This window comes from Pseudomonas sp. GW822-FHT06B12 (genome assembly GCF_058799675.1).
In genome coordinates this window covers 219421-236608 of sequence record NZ_JBXALR010000002.1, presented here as the reverse complement: position 1 = coordinate 236608, position 17188 = coordinate 219421, and the positions used below count along the sequence as shown (strand labels likewise).

Annotated in this window: 17 protein-coding genes; 12 read left to right on the top strand and 5 right to left on the bottom strand. The window is 60.4% G+C overall.

The window, feature by feature from the left end; all coding sequences use genetic code 11:
• The first annotated feature begins 1 nt into the window (after position 1).
• A complete protein-coding gene (motB, locus tag AC1RKH_RS05820) occupies positions 2-1042 on the top strand; it encodes a flagellar motor protein MotB (RefSeq protein ID WP_123423797.1) in 1041 nt (346 codons plus the stop codon).
• 61 nt (positions 1043-1103) lie between these two features.
• Here motB and AC1RKH_RS05815 read toward each other — a convergent pair whose 3' ends face one another.
• From AC1RKH_RS05815 to rsgA, 4 genes are all read right to left on the bottom strand, one after another.
• Positions 1104-1589, bottom strand: a complete 486-nt coding sequence (locus AC1RKH_RS05815) for a toll/interleukin-1 receptor domain-containing protein (protein WP_493062103.1) — start codon at positions 1587-1589, stop codon at positions 1104-1106.
• Positions 1589-2548: a caspase family protein gene (locus tag AC1RKH_RS05810; RefSeq protein ID WP_493062104.1), complete on the bottom strand. Its 960-nt coding sequence runs from the start codon at positions 2546-2548 to the stop codon at positions 1589-1591. The genes AC1RKH_RS05815 and AC1RKH_RS05810 overlap by 1 nt, the downstream gene beginning before the upstream one ends.
• 3 nt (positions 2549-2551) lie before the next feature.
• Complete coding sequence (locus AC1RKH_RS05805; RefSeq protein WP_493062105.1) at positions 2552-2959, bottom strand: TIR domain-containing protein; 408 nt, start codon at positions 2957-2959, stop codon at positions 2552-2554.
• 245 nt (positions 2960-3204) lie between these two features.
• A complete protein-coding gene (gene rsgA, locus AC1RKH_RS05800; protein ID WP_019691497.1) occupies positions 3205-4236 on the bottom strand; it encodes a small ribosomal subunit biogenesis GTPase RsgA in 1032 nt (343 codons plus the stop codon).
• 107 nt (positions 4237-4343) lie between these two features.
• On the opposite strand from rsgA, the gene orn reads away from it, so the two are divergent.
• The gene (gene orn / locus AC1RKH_RS05795; RefSeq protein ID WP_123423793.1) at positions 4344-4886 is read left to right on the top strand and encodes an oligoribonuclease; all 543 of its coding nucleotides are present in this window, start codon (positions 4344-4346) and stop codon (positions 4884-4886) included.
• A 198-nt stretch (positions 4887-5084) separates the two neighbouring features.
• The gene (locus tag AC1RKH_RS05790; RefSeq protein ID WP_123423792.1) at positions 5085-5696 is read left to right on the top strand and encodes a trimeric intracellular cation channel family protein; all 612 of its coding nucleotides are present in this window, start codon (positions 5085-5087) and stop codon (positions 5694-5696) included.
• 112 nt (positions 5697-5808) lie between these two features.
• Here AC1RKH_RS05790 and queG read toward each other — a convergent pair whose 3' ends face one another.
• Positions 5809-6873 carry a tRNA epoxyqueuosine(34) reductase QueG gene (queG, locus tag AC1RKH_RS05785; RefSeq protein ID WP_493062106.1) on the bottom strand — a complete coding sequence of 355 codons (1065 nt, stop codon included), beginning with the start codon at positions 6871-6873 and terminating at the stop codon, positions 5809-5811.
• Positions 6874-6936: 63 nt separating this feature from the next.
• On the opposite strand from queG, the gene AC1RKH_RS05780 reads away from it, so the two are divergent.
• The 9 genes from AC1RKH_RS05780 to hflC all read left to right on the top strand — a co-directional run bounded on the left by AC1RKH_RS05780 (position 6937) and on the right by hflC (position 17009).
• The gene (locus AC1RKH_RS05780) at positions 6937-8436 is read left to right on the top strand and encodes an NAD(P)H-hydrate dehydratase (protein WP_493062107.1); all 1500 of its coding nucleotides are present in this window, start codon (positions 6937-6939) and stop codon (positions 8434-8436) included.
• Positions 8424-8894, top strand: a complete 471-nt coding sequence (gene tsaE, locus AC1RKH_RS05775) for a tRNA (adenosine(37)-N6)-threonylcarbamoyltransferase complex ATPase subunit type 1 TsaE (RefSeq protein WP_493062108.1) — start codon at positions 8424-8426, stop codon at positions 8892-8894. The genes AC1RKH_RS05780 and tsaE overlap by 13 nt, the downstream gene beginning before the upstream one ends.
• Positions 8895-10331, top strand: a complete 1437-nt coding sequence (locus tag AC1RKH_RS05770) for an N-acetylmuramoyl-L-alanine amidase (RefSeq protein ID WP_493062109.1) — start codon at positions 8895-8897, stop codon at positions 10329-10331. It begins immediately after the preceding gene.
• Between the two features lie 8 nt (positions 10332-10339).
• Positions 10340-12238, top strand: coding sequence for a DNA mismatch repair endonuclease MutL (mutL, locus tag AC1RKH_RS05765; protein WP_493062252.1), 1899 nt, complete (start codon positions 10340-10342; stop codon positions 12236-12238).
• Positions 12238-13209: a tRNA (adenosine(37)-N6)-dimethylallyltransferase MiaA gene (gene miaA, locus AC1RKH_RS05760; protein WP_493062110.1), complete on the top strand. Its 972-nt coding sequence runs from the start codon at positions 12238-12240 to the stop codon at positions 13207-13209. Before mutL ends, miaA begins: the two co-directional genes overlap by 1 nt.
• A 96-nt stretch (positions 13210-13305) precedes the next feature.
• On the top strand, positions 13306-13566 hold the full coding sequence (gene hfq, locus AC1RKH_RS05755) for an RNA chaperone Hfq (RefSeq protein ID WP_123423785.1): 261 nt from the start codon (positions 13306-13308) through the stop codon (positions 13564-13566).
• A 12-nt stretch (positions 13567-13578) separates the two neighbouring features.
• Positions 13579-14880, top strand: a complete 1302-nt coding sequence (gene hflX / locus AC1RKH_RS05750) for a ribosome rescue GTPase HflX (RefSeq protein WP_071552124.1) — start codon at positions 13579-13581, stop codon at positions 14878-14880.
• Positions 14881-14976: 96 nt separating this feature from the next.
• On the top strand, positions 14977-16140 hold the full coding sequence (gene hflK / locus AC1RKH_RS05745; RefSeq protein ID WP_493062111.1) for an FtsH protease activity modulator HflK: 1164 nt from the start codon (positions 14977-14979) through the stop codon (positions 16138-16140).
• Positions 16140-17009, top strand: coding sequence for a protease modulator HflC (gene hflC / locus AC1RKH_RS05740; RefSeq protein ID WP_401120868.1), 870 nt, complete (start codon positions 16140-16142; stop codon positions 17007-17009). Before hflK ends, hflC begins: the two co-directional genes overlap by 1 nt.
• Positions 17010-17188: the final 179 nt, after the last annotated feature.

The following is a 17188-nucleotide window of genomic DNA, read 5'->3' as shown; positions in this document are numbered from 1 at the left end:
CATGGAAAATAATCAGCCGATAATCATCAAGCGCGTCAAGCGCATTGCTGGCGGGCATCACGGGGGCGCGTGGAAAATCGCCTTCGCTGACTTCGCGACGGCGATGATGGCGTTCTTCCTGGTGTTGTGGCTGTTATCCACCGCCACGCCGGAACAGAAGATCGCCATTGCCGGTTACTTCAAGGACCCGATCGGCTTCTCTGAAAGCGGTACGCCGTACATCATCGATCTCGGCGGCTCACCGGAGCTGGCACCGGACAAAACCCTCAACCCCGAGGTCAAGTCCCAGCCGCAACCGGACAAGGTGACGGTCGATACCGAGCAGGTCGAAGGCATGGCCGAGCAGGTCGAGCAGGAGCGGCTTGAGTTGTTGCTGCAAGAGCTGGAGAAAAAGGTCGACGAGAACCCGCAGTTGCAGAAGTTCAAGGACCAGATTCTTTTCGACATAACCCCGGAAGGCTTGCGCATCCAGATCATCGATTCCGAAAAACGTCCGATGTTCGACTCCGGCAGTGCGCGCTTGAAGCCGTACTTCGAAGACATCCTGCTGGCCATGGCTGACACCATCAAAGCGGTGCCGAACAAAATCAGTATCAGCGGTCACACCGATGCCAAACCGTATGCGGGCACCGGTGATTTCGGCAACTGGGAGCTGTCGGCCAACCGTGCCAACGCGGCTCGCCGTGCGCTGGTGGCGGGCAGCTATCCGGATCAGCAAGTGGCGCGGGTGGTGGGCTACGCTTCGTCGGTGTTGTTCGACCGCAAGAATCCGTTGAACCCGGTCAACCGCCGAATCGACATCGTCGTGCTGACCAAGAAGGCCCAGCGTGCCATCGAGGGTGAACAAGGGGCCGAGCCTGCGCCGACACCGGGGCAGGGCGCTCCGGGTGAGGTGCCTACCGTACCCGCCGATCCGAACGCCTTGCCGGCGGACAAGGAACCGCTGCCGGCGCATGAGCTTCGGGAACGCCTTAACCTGTTCGACGCTCCGGCGCCGAAAGCAGGTGATCCGGCCCAGCCGGCTGAACCACCCAAGCAGTGACCCACAATAAGGCCGCGATGATCGCGGCCTTATTGTGTCCGGGCGGTCTATCGCCAGCGGGTCAGAAGCCGCGGCGAATTCTGTTTTTCAGTTTGTCGTGGAAGTGTTCGGCTTTCGTCCTGTAAGTACCGCGAAACGATTCGTTGGCCGAATCCAGTGTCATTGAGCGTAGGGACGCCAACTCATCCTTGTATTCATCGATGAAAAATTCGATGTCGTCGTCGTTACTCAGTTTTGGCCATTTGTCGAGGTACATTGGCAGCGTGGTGTTGCCGGTCTTGAAGGAGCAGATCCGGCGATCGCTGATGGTTGCTTCGCCAATTTCGAAAGGGACCCACCAGGACTGCGCCGTTTTTTCGGAGACCACAGCGAGCAGGTGCGTGCACTCGGTAATGTTGCGGGTAATAACGTTGGTAATATCGTCAGTGGTCTGAGATTCGGCATCCAGTACGTCGAGGTAAGTCTTGATGCCGGCCAGTTTCAAGCGAGCGTTGATGAGCATGGCGCGCTCACGGTCGGTATGGCGGTAGCTGATAAACACAGGCATCAGAAATGTCCCTTGATCGCGAGTTCACGGTAATAGGCGCCGAGGGCGGTGAGGCGGCAACCGGTGGAGTGGATGGCGGCGTAGTACATGTGCTCGGCATCGACCGGTTCGATCAGGCTGTGGCGGTTGCACTTTTGCAGTTGGGCGAAGATGTCGCCATTGTCGGCATCGAATGCGGCCTCTGTGGGTTCGAAACTGGGGTCGAGAGGGAAGACAAAGCTCGCGTCGGGGAACCAGTCGGGTAGCTTGCGCAGTGTTTCCTCGGCGATCAGCGGTGCGACTTCGCGCAAGGCCACGAACTGCGACACATTGGTCTTGAACACGGGACGCTGCTCCCACGGGCCGAGGGCGTTGTCGACAAACGAGTAGACGCTGCCGGGCGTGACCTTGCCCAGAACGTTGGCGGCTCCTCCGTGCAGCGCCTGCAAGAGCAGACCGGTGAAGACGCCGTGGCCAGCGTTTTCCAATGCGGGCTCGTTTTTCTTGCAGGCCGTGAGGATGGTGACTCCCTCGCTCAGCATGCTGGACCCGCCCTTTAAGCCGCGAATTTGTCCGGCCGCGCCGGCCTCGCAACAGTCGAGGATGATGATCTTGTTTTCGATCTGCGTGGCGTTGTGGGCCCACTCCAGAATGTCGCTGATGCGCAGGCCTTCACCTGAGGGTTGATAGTCCTGTGGGATGAGTAGGCCTTCATCAATGTCCGTATTGAATTGGCCGTGCCCGGCGAAGTACAACAGTGCGACATCGCATTTGCCGGAAAACAGGCTTCGAATGTTGTCTTTCAGCGCCCCAAGGCTCAGGCGTTCTTCCGCTGAGGTCAGAATTTTGTTGCTGAAGTTGGGGCGGCCACTGGCATGGCGCTCGAGTAACGAAGCCATTGCCATTGCGTCATTGTTGCAACCGGACAACGACGAAACGTGGTCGTAATGGTTGATCCCGATAAACAATCCCTTGCGCATCACTCACCCCGCCGCGTGCGTGCGAATGGCACTGACAATGCTGTTGGTGTTCCACGCGCATTCGGCGTGGGCAGCCTCGCGCACCACAGCGCTAATCCGTTCGGCTCCGAAGGGCTTGATCGCAATGATCACTTTGCCCATGCGTTTGGCGATCTCGATTTCCTTGTTGATCCACTTGCTGTACGTGGAATACATGCCCGCCATGATCAGTACCGCCGAACAGGGCCGGATCTGGTTTTCAATGGCTTCTACCAGTTGCTTATCGGTTCGCGCGCCGATGATCGGGTCTTCCTGCGGGACGGAAAAGTTCTTGAAGGCGAAGCTCGGATGAGCCTTCAGAAGCTTGACGAGGTTGTCGTGGGCATCTGAGTAGTTCCACGAATGGCTGATGAACAAATGAAAGGTTTGCATGGGGTGTCCCTCGGTTCGCACGCAGCGAACGGGTGCCCGCGCAGCCAGATTGGCGACACGAAGAGGGAGTGAATGTAGGGGAATAAATCAGGGCAACAAGGTGCCCGAAAACAAAGAGAAGAGTCCTTCTTTGGCGAGGCAAAAAGCCCTACAGAAGGTTCTTTTGTTTATTGCTCGGGGTGCGGGTGTAAGGCGTGCAGAGCAGCCCGCACCCCTGCTGGACGGCAGGGGCGCAGACAGTCTGTTTAATAACTGGTTTCGGGCAAACTGGCGATGATCGAGCGGTAGCTGTTCATGCGCTGCTGTTGCACGCGGCCATCTTCCAGCGCCTTGAGCAGGGCGCAACCGGGTTCACGGTCGTGCTTGCAGTCGCGGAAACGGCAGGTGCCGATCAGGTCGTTGAACTCGATGAAACCGGCTTCGACGTCGGCACGGCTGACGTGGCCCAGGCCGAATTCCCGAATGCCCGGGGAGTCGATCAACTCACCGCCGCCGGGGAAGTGGAACAACCGCGCGGTGGTGGTGGTGTGGGTGCCCTGGCCGGACAACTCGGACAACGGGCCGACGCGGGTTTCGACTTCCGGCAACAGGCTGTTGACCAGCGATGACTTGCCGACGCCGGACTGACCGACGAACACGCTGATGCGCCCGTCCAGTTGTTCCTGCAACTGCTCCATGCCATTGCCGTGATGCGCCGAGACTTCCAGTACCGGGTAACCCAGCGTGCGGTAAACCGCCAGCAAGGCATTCAGCGCCGGCGCATTCTGCTCGTCGATCAGGTCGAATTTGTTGAGCAGCAGCAACGGACGAATGCCGGCGTGTTCGGCGGCGACCAGGTAACGGTCGATCAGGTTGGCGTGAGGCTCGGGCAGTGGAGCGAAGACAATCACGATCATGTCGACGTTGGCCGCTACCGGCTTGAGCTGACCACGGCTGTCGGGACGGCACAGTTCGGTGTTGCGCGGCAGTTGCGCGACGATTACGCCGATGCCCTGGTTGCCGGCGCGCCAGACCACTTGGTCGCCGGTCACCAGCGCAGGCAGGTTGGCTCGCAAGTGGCAGCGGAATACCTGACCGGCGAGTTCGCCGTCGCGGGCCTCGACCTCGACCTGCACACCGAAGTGCGCGATCACCAGGCCCGTTTGCTCGGGGCCAAGGTCACCGCCCTCCAGCGCTTCTACGGCAGAGGATTCGCGTTTGGCGGCGCGGGCAGCGCGCTCGCCTTGAATCTTTTCGATGCGCCAGTTTTGACGACGATTGAGTTGGCGTTTGGCCATGGGTGTTCCGTGTCGATAATGCAGCGATTAGGTAAAACGGCCGCGAGTTTAGCACGCCCCGAGAGTCCTCTAGGCTAAACTGCATGCCTACGCCGAGGAGCCGACACATGCAAAACCCGCAGAATCTGATTTGGATCGATCTGGAAATGACCGGTCTGAACCCTGACACCGACGTCATCATCGAGATGGCCACCATTGTCACCGACAGCAATCTCAACACCTTGGCCGAAGGCCCGGTGATCGCCATTCACCACAGCGATGAGATCCTGGCGGGCATGGACGAGTGGAACACCCGTCAACACGGCGGTTCCGGCCTGACCCAGCGGGTACGCGACAGCCGCATCAGTATGGCTGAAGCCGAAGCCGAGACCATCGCCTTCCTGGAGAAGTGGGTGCCGAAGGGCAAGTCGCCGATCTGCGGCAACAGCATTTGCCAGGACCGCCGCTTCCTTTATACGCACATGAAGTCGCTGGAAAGCTACTTCCACTACCGCAACCTCGACGTCTCGACCTTGAAGGAACTGGCCGCACGCTGGGCTCCGGACGTACGCGACAGCTTCAAGAAGGGTAGCACCCACCTGGCGCTGGACGACATCCGCGAGTCGATCGCCGAGCTGCAGCATTACCGCACGCATTTCATCAAGTTCTGATCCTGCAGCGCCAGTTCCGGCCCCATCGCGAGCAAGCTCGCTCCCACAGGAACAACACAATCCAGGGTGGGAGCGAGCTTGCTCGCGATGGCGTCTGTCCAGCCACTGGGGATGGTACGGAAGTAGATTCTCCAGCGCCCTCTTTTGGTGCCCCAACGATCTGAGTAGACTGCGCGCCTTCTCGTAAGGACCGCCACCATGTTGCTGATGCTCTACCTGATTGCCATTACCGCTGAAGCCATGACCGGCGCGTTGTCTGCCGGTCGGCGTGGCATGGACTGGTTTGGTGTGGTGCTGATCGCCTGCGTGACGGCCCTGGGCGGTGGCTCGGTGCGTGACGTGTTGCTCGGACACTACCCGCTGACCTGGGTCAAACACCCGGAATACCTGGTGCTGACCTCCGTCGCGGCGATGTTCACGGTCTTTACGGCACGCTGGATGCGCCATCTGCGCTCGCTGTTCCTGGTGCTCGACGCCGTGGGGCTGGTGGCATTTACCCTGATTGGCTGCATGACCGCGCTGGAAATGGGCCACGGCATGCTGGTGGCGTCGGTCAGCGGGGTGATCACCGGGGTGTTCGGCGGCATCCTGCGTGACATCTTCTGCAACGACATCCCGCTGATCTTCCGTCGCGAGCTCTACGCCAGCGTCTCGTTCGCTGCCGCGTGGTGCTACATGCTTTGCCTATACCTGCAATTACCCGGCGAACAGGCGATCCTGATCACCTTGTTTGGCGGCTTCCTGCTGCGCTTGCTGGCGATTCGTTTCCACTGGGAAATGCCCAAGTTCGTTTACAACGACGAAGCCTGACACCGCGATCTCCCGATCTCCCGATCTTGCGATCTTGCGTAGGAGCTGCCGCAGGCTGCGATCTTTTGATCTTGAAAAATCAACGTCAAAAGATCGCAGCCTGCGGCAGCTCCTACGGGAGTCCGTGTTGTTTCAGGGCCCACGCCACGTGTTCGCGTACCAACTCCGATGGGTAATCGACCCGTGCTTTCAGGGCTTCCAGCACCGGAATCGTTGAAGGCGCATTACCCAGTCCCACGGCCAAATTGCGCAGCCAGCGCTCATAGCCGGCTCGGCGCAACGGCGAGCCTTCGGTGCTGCTCAGGAATTTCTCTTCATCCCACATGAACAGCTCGGCCAGCTCGGCGTTGTCGAGGTTGTGTCGCGGTTTGAAGTCGCTTTCACCGGACGGGCGGGCGAAGCGGTTCCACGGGCAAACGATCTGGCAATCATCGCAACCGAACACCCGATTGCCGATCAGCGGCCGCAAGTCTTCGGGGATTGCACTTTTCAGCTCGATGGTCAGGTACGAAATGCAGCGTCGCGCGTCCAGCACATAGGGGCCGACGAAGGCCTTGGTCGGGCAGATGTCCAGGCACGCCGTGCAGCGTCCGCAGTGTTCGCTGCTATGGGGTGGGTCCACTGGCAGCGGCAGGTCGACGAACAGCTCGCTCAAAAAGAAGTAACTGCCGGCCTTGCGGTTCAGTACCAGAGTGTTTTTGCCGATCCAGCCGAGACCTGCCTGTTCAGCGATGGCTTTTTCCAGCACCGGGGCGCTGTCGACGAAGGCCCTGTAGCCGAAGGGGCCGATGACCTGCTGAATCTTCTCTGCCAGTTGCTGCACGCGTTTGCGGATCAGCTTGTGGTAGTCGCGGCCCAGGGCATAGCGCGAGACGTAGGCTTTTTCCGGTTGGCCCAGGCGTTTGGCCATTTCAGTGTCGCCCGGCAGGTAGTCCATGCGCAGCGAAACCACCCGCAACGTGCCCGGTACCAGCTCTTCCGGGTGCGAGCGTTTGCTGCCGTGGGCGCCCATGTAGTCCATTTCGCCGTGGTAGCCGGCTTCGAGCCAGCGTTCCAGGTGTTGTTCATGCTCAGCCAGGTCCAGACCACTGATGCCAACTTGTTGAAAGCCCAACTCGCGGCCCCAGTCTTTGATCGATTGGGCGAGAGCAGGAAGATCTGTGGTAATTGCAGGCATGAGACAGGGGAAACCGGAGCTGAGGTGCGTATAATTCTGCCAGACATCGGAGCCTGAAGACGCATGCCGCAGACAAAACACCATTTACCCGACGCGCTGTACAGCGCCGCACAGGTCCGGGCGCTCGATGCGCGGCTGATTGCGGCCGGGACAACGGGCTTCGAATTGATGCATCGGGCTGCCCGGGCGACGTGGCGAGCGTTGGTCCGGCACTGGCCGACGGCTACTGAACTCAGCGTGTTGGCGGGCCACGGCAATAACGCCGGAGACGGTTATCTGGTGGCGGTGCTGGCTCTGCGAGCCGGCTGGCAGGTGCGAGTGCTGGCGGTGACTGAACCGTCGCGCTTGCAGGGTGATGCAGCGCTGGCGCATGCCGAGTCGCTGGCCGCCGGGGTTGTCGTCGAGGCCTGGACACCTTCGAGCGAGCTGCGTGGCGTGGTGCTGGATGCGCTGCTGGGCACCGGTCTGAGCGGTGAGGTGCGCGAGCCCTATGTCGCTGCGATCAAGGCGATCAATACCTGTGGCTTGCCCGTTGCAGCGGTGGATATCCCATCCGGTCTGTGCGCCGACACCGGGCGAGTCCTCGGGGTTGCGGTTCGGGCCGACCTCACCGTGACCTACATCGGCCTCAAGCTTGGGCTGTTCACCGGCGATGCGGCGGATCAGGTGGGGGAGCTGCAGTTCAACGATCTGCAAGCCGATCCGCAGATCGTCGCCGAAAGCGCCGTCAGCGCTCATCGCCTGAATCCCGGCAACCTGCCGCGCCTGGCTGCTCGGGCACCGAGCGCTCATAAAGGCCGGTTCGGTCACGTCCTGCTGATCGGTGGCGATCGTGGTTTTGGCGGCGCCATCCTCTTGAGCGCCCAAAGTGCCCTGCGCAGCGGCGCGGGCATGGTGTCTCTGGCCACTCGCAGCGAGCATGTTGCGGCCGCATTGGCGCGGTTGCCCGAGGTCATGGTTCTGGGCACTCACTCGGCCAATCAGCTGATGGGCCCGCTTGAGCAAGTCAGTGTGGTGGTGGTCGGGCCGGGTCTCGGTAAGGGCGCGTGGGGTCGCAGCTTGTTGTCGGCAGCAGCAAACGCCCCGTTGCCGCAGGTCTGGGACGCCGATGCGCTGAATCTGCTGAGCCTGGGTGATGTGCGTCTGCCGAAGGATTGCGTGATCACTCCGCATCCGGGGGAGGCGGCGCGGTTGTTGGGGATTTCCACGGTCGAGGTTCAAGCCGATCGCCCTGCCGCGGCCCATGCATTGAGCAAAAAATATTCAACTACCGTCATTCTCAAAGGGGCTGGCAGCCTGATTGCCAGTCCCGATGGTCGTTTGGCGCTGTGCCATCAAGGTCATCCGGCCATGGCTAGCGCGGGGCTGGGGGATGTACTGGCCGGATTGGTCGGTGCCTTGCTGGCTCAGGGCCTGAACCCATTCGATGCGGCTTGCCTGGCGGTCTGGCTGCACGCCAACGCTGGCGAACGTGAAGGTAAATATGGCCGGGGGCTGGCGGCCAGTGATCTGATTCCCGCCATTCGTCAGTTGCTGGAGGAGCAAGCACCGTGTCTGAAGTAACCCTGTATCTGGCCAATGAAGACGCCATGGTGATGTTGGGCAACCGTATCGCTCAAGTGACCCAAGGGCACGGCATCATCTTTCTGGACGGTGACCTGGGGGCGGGTAAAACCACCCTGTCGCGGGGTATTATTCGTGGTTTGGGGCATGTTGGGGCGGTAAAAAGTCCGACCTTCACCTTGGTCGAACCCTACGAGATCGGCCACATTCGCGCCTTCCACTTCGACCTTTATCGACTGGTCGATCCGGAGGAGCTGGAGTTTCTCGGCATCCGCGACTATCTCGAAGACGATGCACTGTGTCTGATCGAGTGGCCCCAGAAGGGTGCAGGCTTTTTGCCAAAGCCCGACCTGACCATTACCATTAGCCCGCATGACAGCGGGCGTTCGCTGAATCTGTCGCCCCAGGGTTTGCGTGGCGAGTCTTGGTGTGCCGCTTTGGCATTGGAATTCAAATAAATGATGGGGTTAGGTATGCGCTTTCGCGCGTTGGTTGCTGTCGTAGGAATGCTGCTTACGGCACTGGCCGTCGACGCTGTGGCCGCGACAAAGGTCAACAGTGTTCGCCTGTGGCGGGCACCGGATAACACGCGACTGGTGTTCGACCTGTCTGGCCCGGTCCAGCACAGCGTCTTTACCCTGACGTCCCCGGATCGTCTGGTGATTGACATCAATGGCGCAGTCCTCGGCGCACCGCTGAAGGTCTCCACCGCCAATACCCCGATTACCGACATGCGTTCGGCTCAGCGCACGCCGACCGATCTGCGGGTGGTCATCGACCTGAAAAAAGCCGTTACCCCGAAAAGTTTCGTACTGGCGCCGAATGCGCAGTACGGCAACCGACTGGTGGTCGACCTGTTCGACAACGCCGCCGATGCCGCGCCGCCGCCTGCACCGACCCCGACCCCAACCGTCGCCACCGTGCCGGCAGTGCCGGTGACCCCGGTTGAGCCGGCAATCAAGCTGCCGCCTGCTCCGGCCGGCAAGCGCGACATCATCGTGGTCATCGATGCCGGTCACGGCGGCGAAGATCCGGGCGCCTCCGGTTCCCGTGGCCAACACGAGAAAGACGTGGTGCTGGCCATCGCCCGCGAGCTGCAGCGCCAGGTCAACGGCATGAAAGGCTTCCGTGCCGAGCTGACCCGTACCGGCGACTACTTCATTCCGTTGCGCGGCCGTACCGAGATCGCCCGCAAGAAGGGCGCCGACCTGTTCGTCTCGATCCACGCCGACGCGGCGCCATCGGCTGCAGCGTTTGGTGCCTCGGTATTCGCCTTGTCTGAGCGCGGCGCGACGTCCGAGACCGCGCGTTGGCTGGCCGACAGCGAAAACCGTTCCGACTTGATCGGCGGTGCCGGCAACGTCAGCCTCGACGACAAGGACAAGATGCTCGCCGGCGTGCTGCTCGATTTGTCGATGACCGCCTCGCTGACTTCCAGCCTGAACGTCGGCCAGAAGGTGCTGAGCAACATCGGCCGTGTCACGCCGTTGCACAAGCAGCGCGTCGAGCAGGCCGGGTTCATGGTGTTGAAGTCGCCGGACATCCCGTCGATCCTGGTGGAAACCGGGTTTATCTCCAACTCCAACGAGGCCTCGAAACTGGCTGCGTCTGGTCACCAGCAAGCGCTGGCCCGTTCGATCAGCGCGGGCGTGCGCCAGTTCTTCCAGCAGAACCCGCCACCGGGCACCTACATCGCCTGGCTCCGCGATTCCGGCAAGATTGCCCAAGGGCCGCGTGACCACACGGTGCGCCCGGGTGAAACCCTGGCGATGATCGCGGTGCGTTATCAGGTCTCGCCGGCGACCCTGCGCAGCGCCAACGGCCTGCAATCCGACGAACTGAAAATCGGCCAGCACCTGAACATCCCGGGCACCGAACTGGCGGCCAAGGAATGAACGAGGCCGTGAACAGCGCAGCGCGTATCGAGCTGCTCAGCCCACGCCTGGCGAACCAGATTGCCGCCGGTGAGGTGGTTGAGCGCCCGGCTTCGGTGATCAAGGAACTGCTGGAAAACAGCCTCGACTCCGGCGCCAAACGAATCGACGTCGATGTCGAGCAGGGTGGCGTCAAGCTGCTGCGGGTTCGCGACGATGGCAGCGGCATCTCCTCCGATGATTTGCCGCTGGCGCTGGCGCGACATGCCACCAGCAAGATTCGCAATCTCGAAGATCTCGAGCAGGTCATGAGCCTCGGGTTTCGCGGTGAAGCACTCGCGTCGATCAGCTCCGTGGCGCGTCTGACCCTGACCTCCCGCACCCGGGATGCCGATCAGGCCTGGCAGGTCGAGACCGAAGGCCGGGACATGGCGCCTCGCGTTCAGCCAGCGGCCCATCCGGTGGGCACCTCGGTTGAAGTTCGCGACCTGTTTTTCAACACCCCGGCGCGGCGCAAGTTTCTCAAGACCGAAAAGACCGAATTCGATCACCTGCAAGAAGTGATCAAGCGCCTGGCGCTGGCGCGTTTCGACGTGGCGTTCCATCTACGCCATAACGGCAAGACCATCCTCAGCCTGCACGAAGCCCATGACGACGCGGCGCGCGCCCGGCGTGTGGCGGCGATCTGCGGCGCGGGTTTCCTGGAGCAGGCGCTGCCGATCGAGATCGAGCGCAATGGCCTGCATTTGTGGGGTTGGGTCGGGTTGCCGACTTTTAACCGCAGCCAGGCGGACTTGCAGTATTTCTTTGTGAACGGCCGTGCCGTGCGCGACAAACTGGTGGCCCACGCGGTGCGCCAGGCGTATCGCGATGTGCTGTTCAACGGCCGGCATCCGACGTTCGTACTGTTTTTCGAAGTCGATCCGGCGGGGGTCGACGTCAACGTGCACCCGACCAAACACGAAGTGCGCTTCCGTGACGGGCGTATGATTCACGATTTTCTCTATGGCACCTTGCACCGTGCTCTGGGTGATGTGCGGCCGGAAGATCATCTGGCCGCGCCTGTTGCGACGGCCGTGGTCAGACCGACTGGCATCGAAGCCGGCGAGTTCGGCCCGCAAGGCGAAATGCGTCTGGCGGCCAATGCGCTGCTGGAGCAGCCGCAGGCACAACCGTCCTTTAATACGCCGGCGGGTTCGGGCGCCGGCGCCGGTTACCAATACCAATACACGCCGCGTCCGCAGTCGGGCGTGCCAGTGGCCGAAGCGCAGGCTGCCTATCGCGAGTTTTTTGCGCCATTGCCTGAAGCGAATGCCACGGCACTGCCTGACGGTCAGGGCGATATCCCGCCGCTGGGGTATGCACTGGCGCAACTCAAAGGCATCTACATCCTTTCGGAAAACGCCCAAGGGCTGGTGCTGGTGGACATGCACGCCGCTCACGAGCGGATCATGTACGAGCGCCTGAAAATCGCGATGGCCAGCGAAGGCCTGAGCGGCCAGCCGTTGCTGGTGCCGGAGTCGATTGCGGTCAGTCAGCGTGAAGCCGATTGCGCCGAAGAGCACGTCAGCTGGTTCCAGCGCCTCGGCTTCGAGCTTCAGCGTCTGGGCCCGGAAACCCTGGCGATCCGGCAGATCCCGGCGTTGCTCAAGCAGGCTGAAGCCAATCGTCTGGTTCACGACGTTTTGGCGGACCTGATGGAGTACGGCACCAGCGACCGGATTCAGGCGCACCTGAACGAACTGCTCGGGACCATGGCCTGCCACGGCGCGATCCGCGCCAACCGGCGCCTGGCCTTGCCGGAAATGAACGGTCTGCTGCGGGACATGGAAAACACCGAGCGCAGCGGTCAATGCAACCATGGCCGACCGACCTGGACCCAATTGGGCCTGGACGATCTGGACAAACTGTTTTTGCGCGGTCGTTGATGAGCCAGCTCCCTCCAGCGATATTCCTGATGGGCCCGACCGCTGCGGGCAAGACCGATCTGGCCATCGAGCTGACCAAGGTCCTGCCCTGCGAGCTGATCAGCGTCGACTCGGCGCTGGTGTATCGCGGCATGGACATTGGCACCGCCAAGCCTTCGAAAGAGCTGTTGGCCGAGTTTCCTCATCGGTTGATCGACATTCTCGATCCGGCCGAGGCCTATTCGGCGGCGGACTTTCGCCGGGATGCCCTGGAGGCCATGGCCGAAATCACTGCACGCGGCAATATTCCGCTGCTGGTCGGCGGCACCATGCTCTATTACAAGGCTTTGCTCGAAGGTTTGGCCGATATGCCAGCGGCTGATCCGCAGATTCGCGCTGAAATCGAGGAAGAGGCTGCACGCCTTGGCTGGCAAGCCCTGCACGATCAGTTGGCGTTGATCGATCCGGTGTCGGCGGCGCGAATCCACCCCAACGACCCGCAGCGACTCAGTCGGGCGCTGGAAGTTTATCGGGTCAGTGGTCAGAGCATGACAACCCTGCGCGCGATACAATCTGCGCAAAGTACTGACGCAGGCGCTTCGGGTCGTCGACAATTGCCCTATACTGTCGCGAACTTGGCTATCGCTCCGGCGAACCGTCAGGTATTGCATGAGCGTATTAAACAAAGATTCACACAAATGTTGGAACAGGGATTCATTGACGAGGTCGTAGCCCTGCGTAATAGAAGCGACCTGCATGCCGGGTTGCCGTCAATACGCGCTGTAGGTTACCGACAAGTCTGGGATTACCTGGATGGCAAGCTGACGTCAGCCGAGATGCAGGAGCGTGGGATCATTGCCACGCGCCAATTGGCGAAGCGCCAGTTCACCTGGCTGCGCAGTTGGGCTGATTTACATTGGTTGGACAGCCTCGATTGCGACAATCTGCCGCGCGCCTTGAAATACCTGGGGACCATCTCCATATTGAGCTGAGTCCTTGCAATTGCCGTCTATTATCCTTGGGGGTGTGACGGCTTAAGCCATTTTTTTACCTATTTTTATTATTGAATCCTTAAAGGAGTGCGACACATGTCAAAAGGGCATTCGCTACAAGACCCTTACTTGAATACATTGCGTAAAGAGAAAGTTGGGGTATCCATCTATCTGGTCAACGGGATCAAACTGCAAGGCACGATCGAGTCGTTCGACCAGTTCGTCATCCTGCTGAAAAACACCGTCAGCCAGATGGTTTACAAACACGCTATCTCTACAGTGGTGCCGGTTCGTCCAATTCGTCTGCCTAGCGCAACCGAAACCGAACAAGCAGACGCTGAGCCAGGTAACGCCTGATAGGAGTCTCCTTTGTTCTTTGAGCGCCACGGTGGTGGTGAACGAACCATTCTCGTTCACTTGGATGGTCAGGACCCTGAGGCGCGCGAAGATCCGCAGGAGTTTCAGGAGTTGGCCATTTCGGCAGGCGCCGAGACCGTCGCGTTTGTTAACGTGCCGCGTCATCGGCCAACCGCCAAATACCTGATTGGCAGCGGCAAGGTCGAGGAATTACGCGACCAGGTCAAAGCCGAGAAGGTCGATCTGGTGATTTTCAATTCCGTTCTCACGCCCAGTCAGGAACGTAACCTCGAACGTGTTTTCGAGTGTCGCGTGATTGACCGTACGGGCCTGATTCTCGATATCTTCGCCCAACGCGCCCGCACCCATGAAGGCAAGCTCCAGGTCGAACTGGCCCAGCTTGATTACATGAGTACGCGACTGGTTCGCGGCTGGACTCACCTTGAACGGCAGAAAGGCGGTATCGGTCTGCGCGGTCCGGGTGAAACCCAACTGGAAACCGACCGGCGTCTTCTGCGGGTTCGCCTGCGGCAGATCAAGGGTCGTCTGGAAAAGGTCCGCAGCCAGCGTGATCAGGCTCGTCGTGGTCGTCAGCGAGCGGATATCCCTTCGGTTTCTCTGGTGGGTTATACCAACGCCGGCAAGTCGACGCTGTTCAACTCGGTCACCGATTCCGACGTGTTCGCGGCAGACCAGTTGTTCGCCACCCTCGACCCGACCTTGCGCCGGCTTGAGCTCGCCGACCTCGGTCCGATCGTACTGGCCGACACTGTGGGCTTCATCCGTCACTTGCCGCACAAGCTGGTCGAGGCATTTCGGGCTACGCTCGAAGAGTCGAGCAACTCTGACCTGCTGCTGCATGTGATCGACGCTCACGAGCCAGAACGTATGGCCCAGATCGAACAGGTCATGGCGGTACTCGGCGAGATCGGTGCACAAGACTTGCCGATCCTTGAGGTCTATAACAAACTCGATTTGCTCGAGGGCGTAGAGCCGCAGATCCAGCGTGATGCCGATGGCAAACCGCAGCGGGTCTGGTTGTCGGCGCGTGACGGTCAGGGGCTGGATCTGCTCAAACAGGCTATTGCGGAGTTGCTGGGCGACGATTTGTTCGTCGGCACCTTGCGCTTGCCGCAGCGTTTTGCTCGACTGCGTGCGCAGTTCTTTGCGCTCGGTGCCGTACAGAAAGAAGAACACGACGAAGAAGGCATCTGTTTACTGGCCGTTCGTTTGCCGCGAGTCGAGCTCAATCGACTGGTGAGCCGCGAAGGAATGCAGCCGCTGGAATTCATCGAGCAACACACTTTGCAATAAAAGCCTGAAAAAGCGGTTGTGCCGCTGTAGCAGGCATTCTGTAGCATTGGTCGGCGCGCCGTGGGTGCGTCTTTGCTTTATCAGATGGAGAGCGCTATGGCTTGGAATGAGCCGGGTGGCAACTCGAATAATCAGGATCCTTGGGGTGGTAAACGCCGCAATAATGGCGACCGCAAGGGGCCACCAGATCTCGACGAGGCCTTCCGAAAGCTGCAGGAAAGCCTGAATGGGTTGTTCGGTGGTGGTAAGAAACGTGGTGACGATGGCGGTGGTTCGGGCAAGGGCGGCGGTTACGGCCTGCTCGGCATCGGCCTTGTCGTGCTGGCGGCCGTCTGGCTGTACAGCGCGGTTTATGTAGTCGACGAGCAGGAGCAAGCCGTGGTGCTGCGCTTCGGCAAGTACTACGAAACCGTCGGCCCGGGTCTGAACATCTACTTCCCGCCGATCGATCGCAAGTACATGGAAAACGTCACGCGTGAGCGTGCCTACACCAAGCAGGGTCAAATGCTCACTGAAGACGAGAACATCGTCGAAGTGCCGCTGACCGTGCAGTACAAGATCACCAATCTGCAGGACTTCGTGCTGAACGTCGATCAGCCGGAAATCAGCCTGCAACACGCGACCGAGAGCGCCTTGCGCCATGTGGTGGGTTCCACCGCCATGGATCAGGTGCTGACCGAAGGTCGTGAATTGATGGCCAGCGAAATCAAGGAGCGTCTGCAACGCTTCCTCGATACTTATCGCACCGGTATCACCGTCACTCAGGTCAACGTTCAGAGCGCAGCGGCACCGCGTGAAGTCCAGGAAGCCTTCGATGACGTGATCCGCGCTCGTGAAGATGAGCAGCGTTCGCGCAACCAGGCTGAAACCTACGCCAACGGCGTCGTGCCGGAAGCCCGTGGTCAGGCCCAGCGCATCATTGAAGATGCCAACGGTTATCGCGACGAAACGGTATCTCGCGCCAAGGGTGAGGCAGATCGCTTTACCAAACTGGTCGCCGAGTATCGCAAGGCGCCGGAGGTCACTCGTCAGCGTCTGTACCTGGACACGATGCAGGAAGTCTTCAGCAATACCAGCAAGGTTCTCGTGACCGGCAACAAGAATGGCCAGAACAATCTGCTGTACTTGCCGTTGGACAAGATGATCGACAGTGGTCGTAGTGGTGCAGCGCCGGTAACCAGCGCGGCCGCGGCCAGCAATGACGGACATGCGCGTGCGGCAGTTGATTCGCAGCCGGCACGTACCAGGGAGAGTCGCTGATGAGCAATAAATCGCTGATCGCCCTTATTGTCGGCGTCGTCGTGGCGATCGCTGCCTGGAACTGCTTCTACATCGTGGCTCAGACCGAGCGCGCGGTGTTGCTGCAGTTCGGTCGCGTGGTTCAGGCCGATGTTCAGCCAGGCCTGCATGTGAAAGTGCCTTACGTTAACCAGGTGCGCAAATTCGACGCACGCCTGATGACGCTGGACGCACCGACACAGCGTTTCCTGACGCTGGAAAAGAAAGCCGTCATGGTTGATGCCTACGCCAAGTGGCGGGTCAAGGATGCCGAGCGTTTCTACACCGCGACTTCCGGCCTCAAGCAGATTGCTGACGAACGCCTCTCGCGTCGTCTGGAATCGGGTCTGCGTGACCAGTTTGGCAAGCGCACCCTGCACGAGGTGGTTTCCGGTGAGCGTGACGCGCTGATGGCGGACATCACTGCTTCGCTGAACAAGATGGCGGAAAAAGAGCTGGGCATCGAAGTTGTCGATGTTCGGGTCAAGGCCATCGATCTGCCGAAGGAAGTGAACCGCAGCGTGTTCGAGCGCATGAGCACCGAGCGTGAGCGTGAAGCGCGCGAGCACCGTGCCAAGGGTAACGAGCTGGCCGAAGGCATCCGTGCCGACGCCGATCGTCAGCGCCGCGTACTGCTGGCTGAAGCCTATCGTGAATCTGAAGAGGTTCGCGGTGACGGTGATGCCCAGGCCGCAGCGATCTACTCCAAGGCCTACGGCCAGGATCAGGAGTTCTACGGTTTCTACCGTAGCCTGCGTGCCTACCGTGAAAGCTTCGCGAACAAAACCGACGTCATGGTTCTGGACCCAAGCAGCGACTTCTTCCGTTACCTGGAAAAAGCCAAACCTTGATCCAACACTGATCTTGAAGGACCCCGCCGGGCGGCTAAAGCCTCTCGCGGGGTGATCCTTTGGGAAAACGTGTGTATGATGCGGCAGCCGGGAAATTCCCGGCTTTTTTGCGTCTGCACGTTTGATTGCGGTTTTTTATTGCAAGACTCGGGTTGAACGACTCGACAGGTTTTTCGAGG

Coding starts and splice junctions, on each gene's coding strand:
- motB (WP_123423797.1), top strand. CDS start 2: ATGGAAAATAATCAGCCGATAATCATCAAGCGCGTCAAGCGCATTGCT.
- AC1RKH_RS05790 (WP_123423792.1), top strand. CDS start 5,085: ATGTTGCTGATGCTCTACCTGATTGCCATTACCGCTGAAGCCATGACC.
- hfq (WP_123423785.1), top strand. CDS start 13,306: ATGTCAAAAGGGCATTCGCTACAAGACCCTTACTTGAATACATTGCGT.
- hflC (WP_401120868.1), top strand. CDS start 16,140: ATGAGCAATAAATCGCTGATCGCCCTTATTGTCGGCGTCGTCGTGGCG.
- AC1RKH_RS05770 (WP_493062109.1), top strand. CDS start 8,895: ATGATGGGGTTAGGTATGCGCTTTCGCGCGTTGGTTGCTGTCGTAGGA.
- AC1RKH_RS05805 (WP_493062105.1), bottom strand. CDS start 2,959: ATGCAAACCTTTCATTTGTTCATCAGCCATTCGTGGAACTACTCAGAT.
- AC1RKH_RS05815 (WP_493062103.1), bottom strand. CDS start 1,589: ATGCCTGTGTTTATCAGCTACCGCCATACCGACCGTGAGCGCGCCATG.
- orn (WP_123423793.1), top strand. CDS start 4,344: ATGCAAAACCCGCAGAATCTGATTTGGATCGATCTGGAAATGACCGGT.
- AC1RKH_RS05810 (WP_493062104.1), bottom strand. CDS start 2,548: ATGCGCAAGGGATTGTTTATCGGGATCAACCATTACGACCACGTTTCG.
- rsgA (WP_019691497.1), bottom strand. CDS start 4,236: ATGGCCAAACGCCAACTCAATCGTCGTCAAAACTGGCGCATCGAAAAG.
- AC1RKH_RS05780 (WP_493062107.1), top strand. CDS start 6,937: ATGCCGCAGACAAAACACCATTTACCCGACGCGCTGTACAGCGCCGCA.
- hflK (WP_493062111.1), top strand. CDS start 14,977: ATGGCTTGGAATGAGCCGGGTGGCAACTCGAATAATCAGGATCCTTGG.
- miaA (WP_493062110.1), top strand. CDS start 12,238: ATGAGCCAGCTCCCTCCAGCGATATTCCTGATGGGCCCGACCGCTGCG.
- queG (WP_493062106.1), bottom strand. CDS start 6,873: ATGCCTGCAATTACCACAGATCTTCCTGCTCTCGCCCAATCGATCAAA.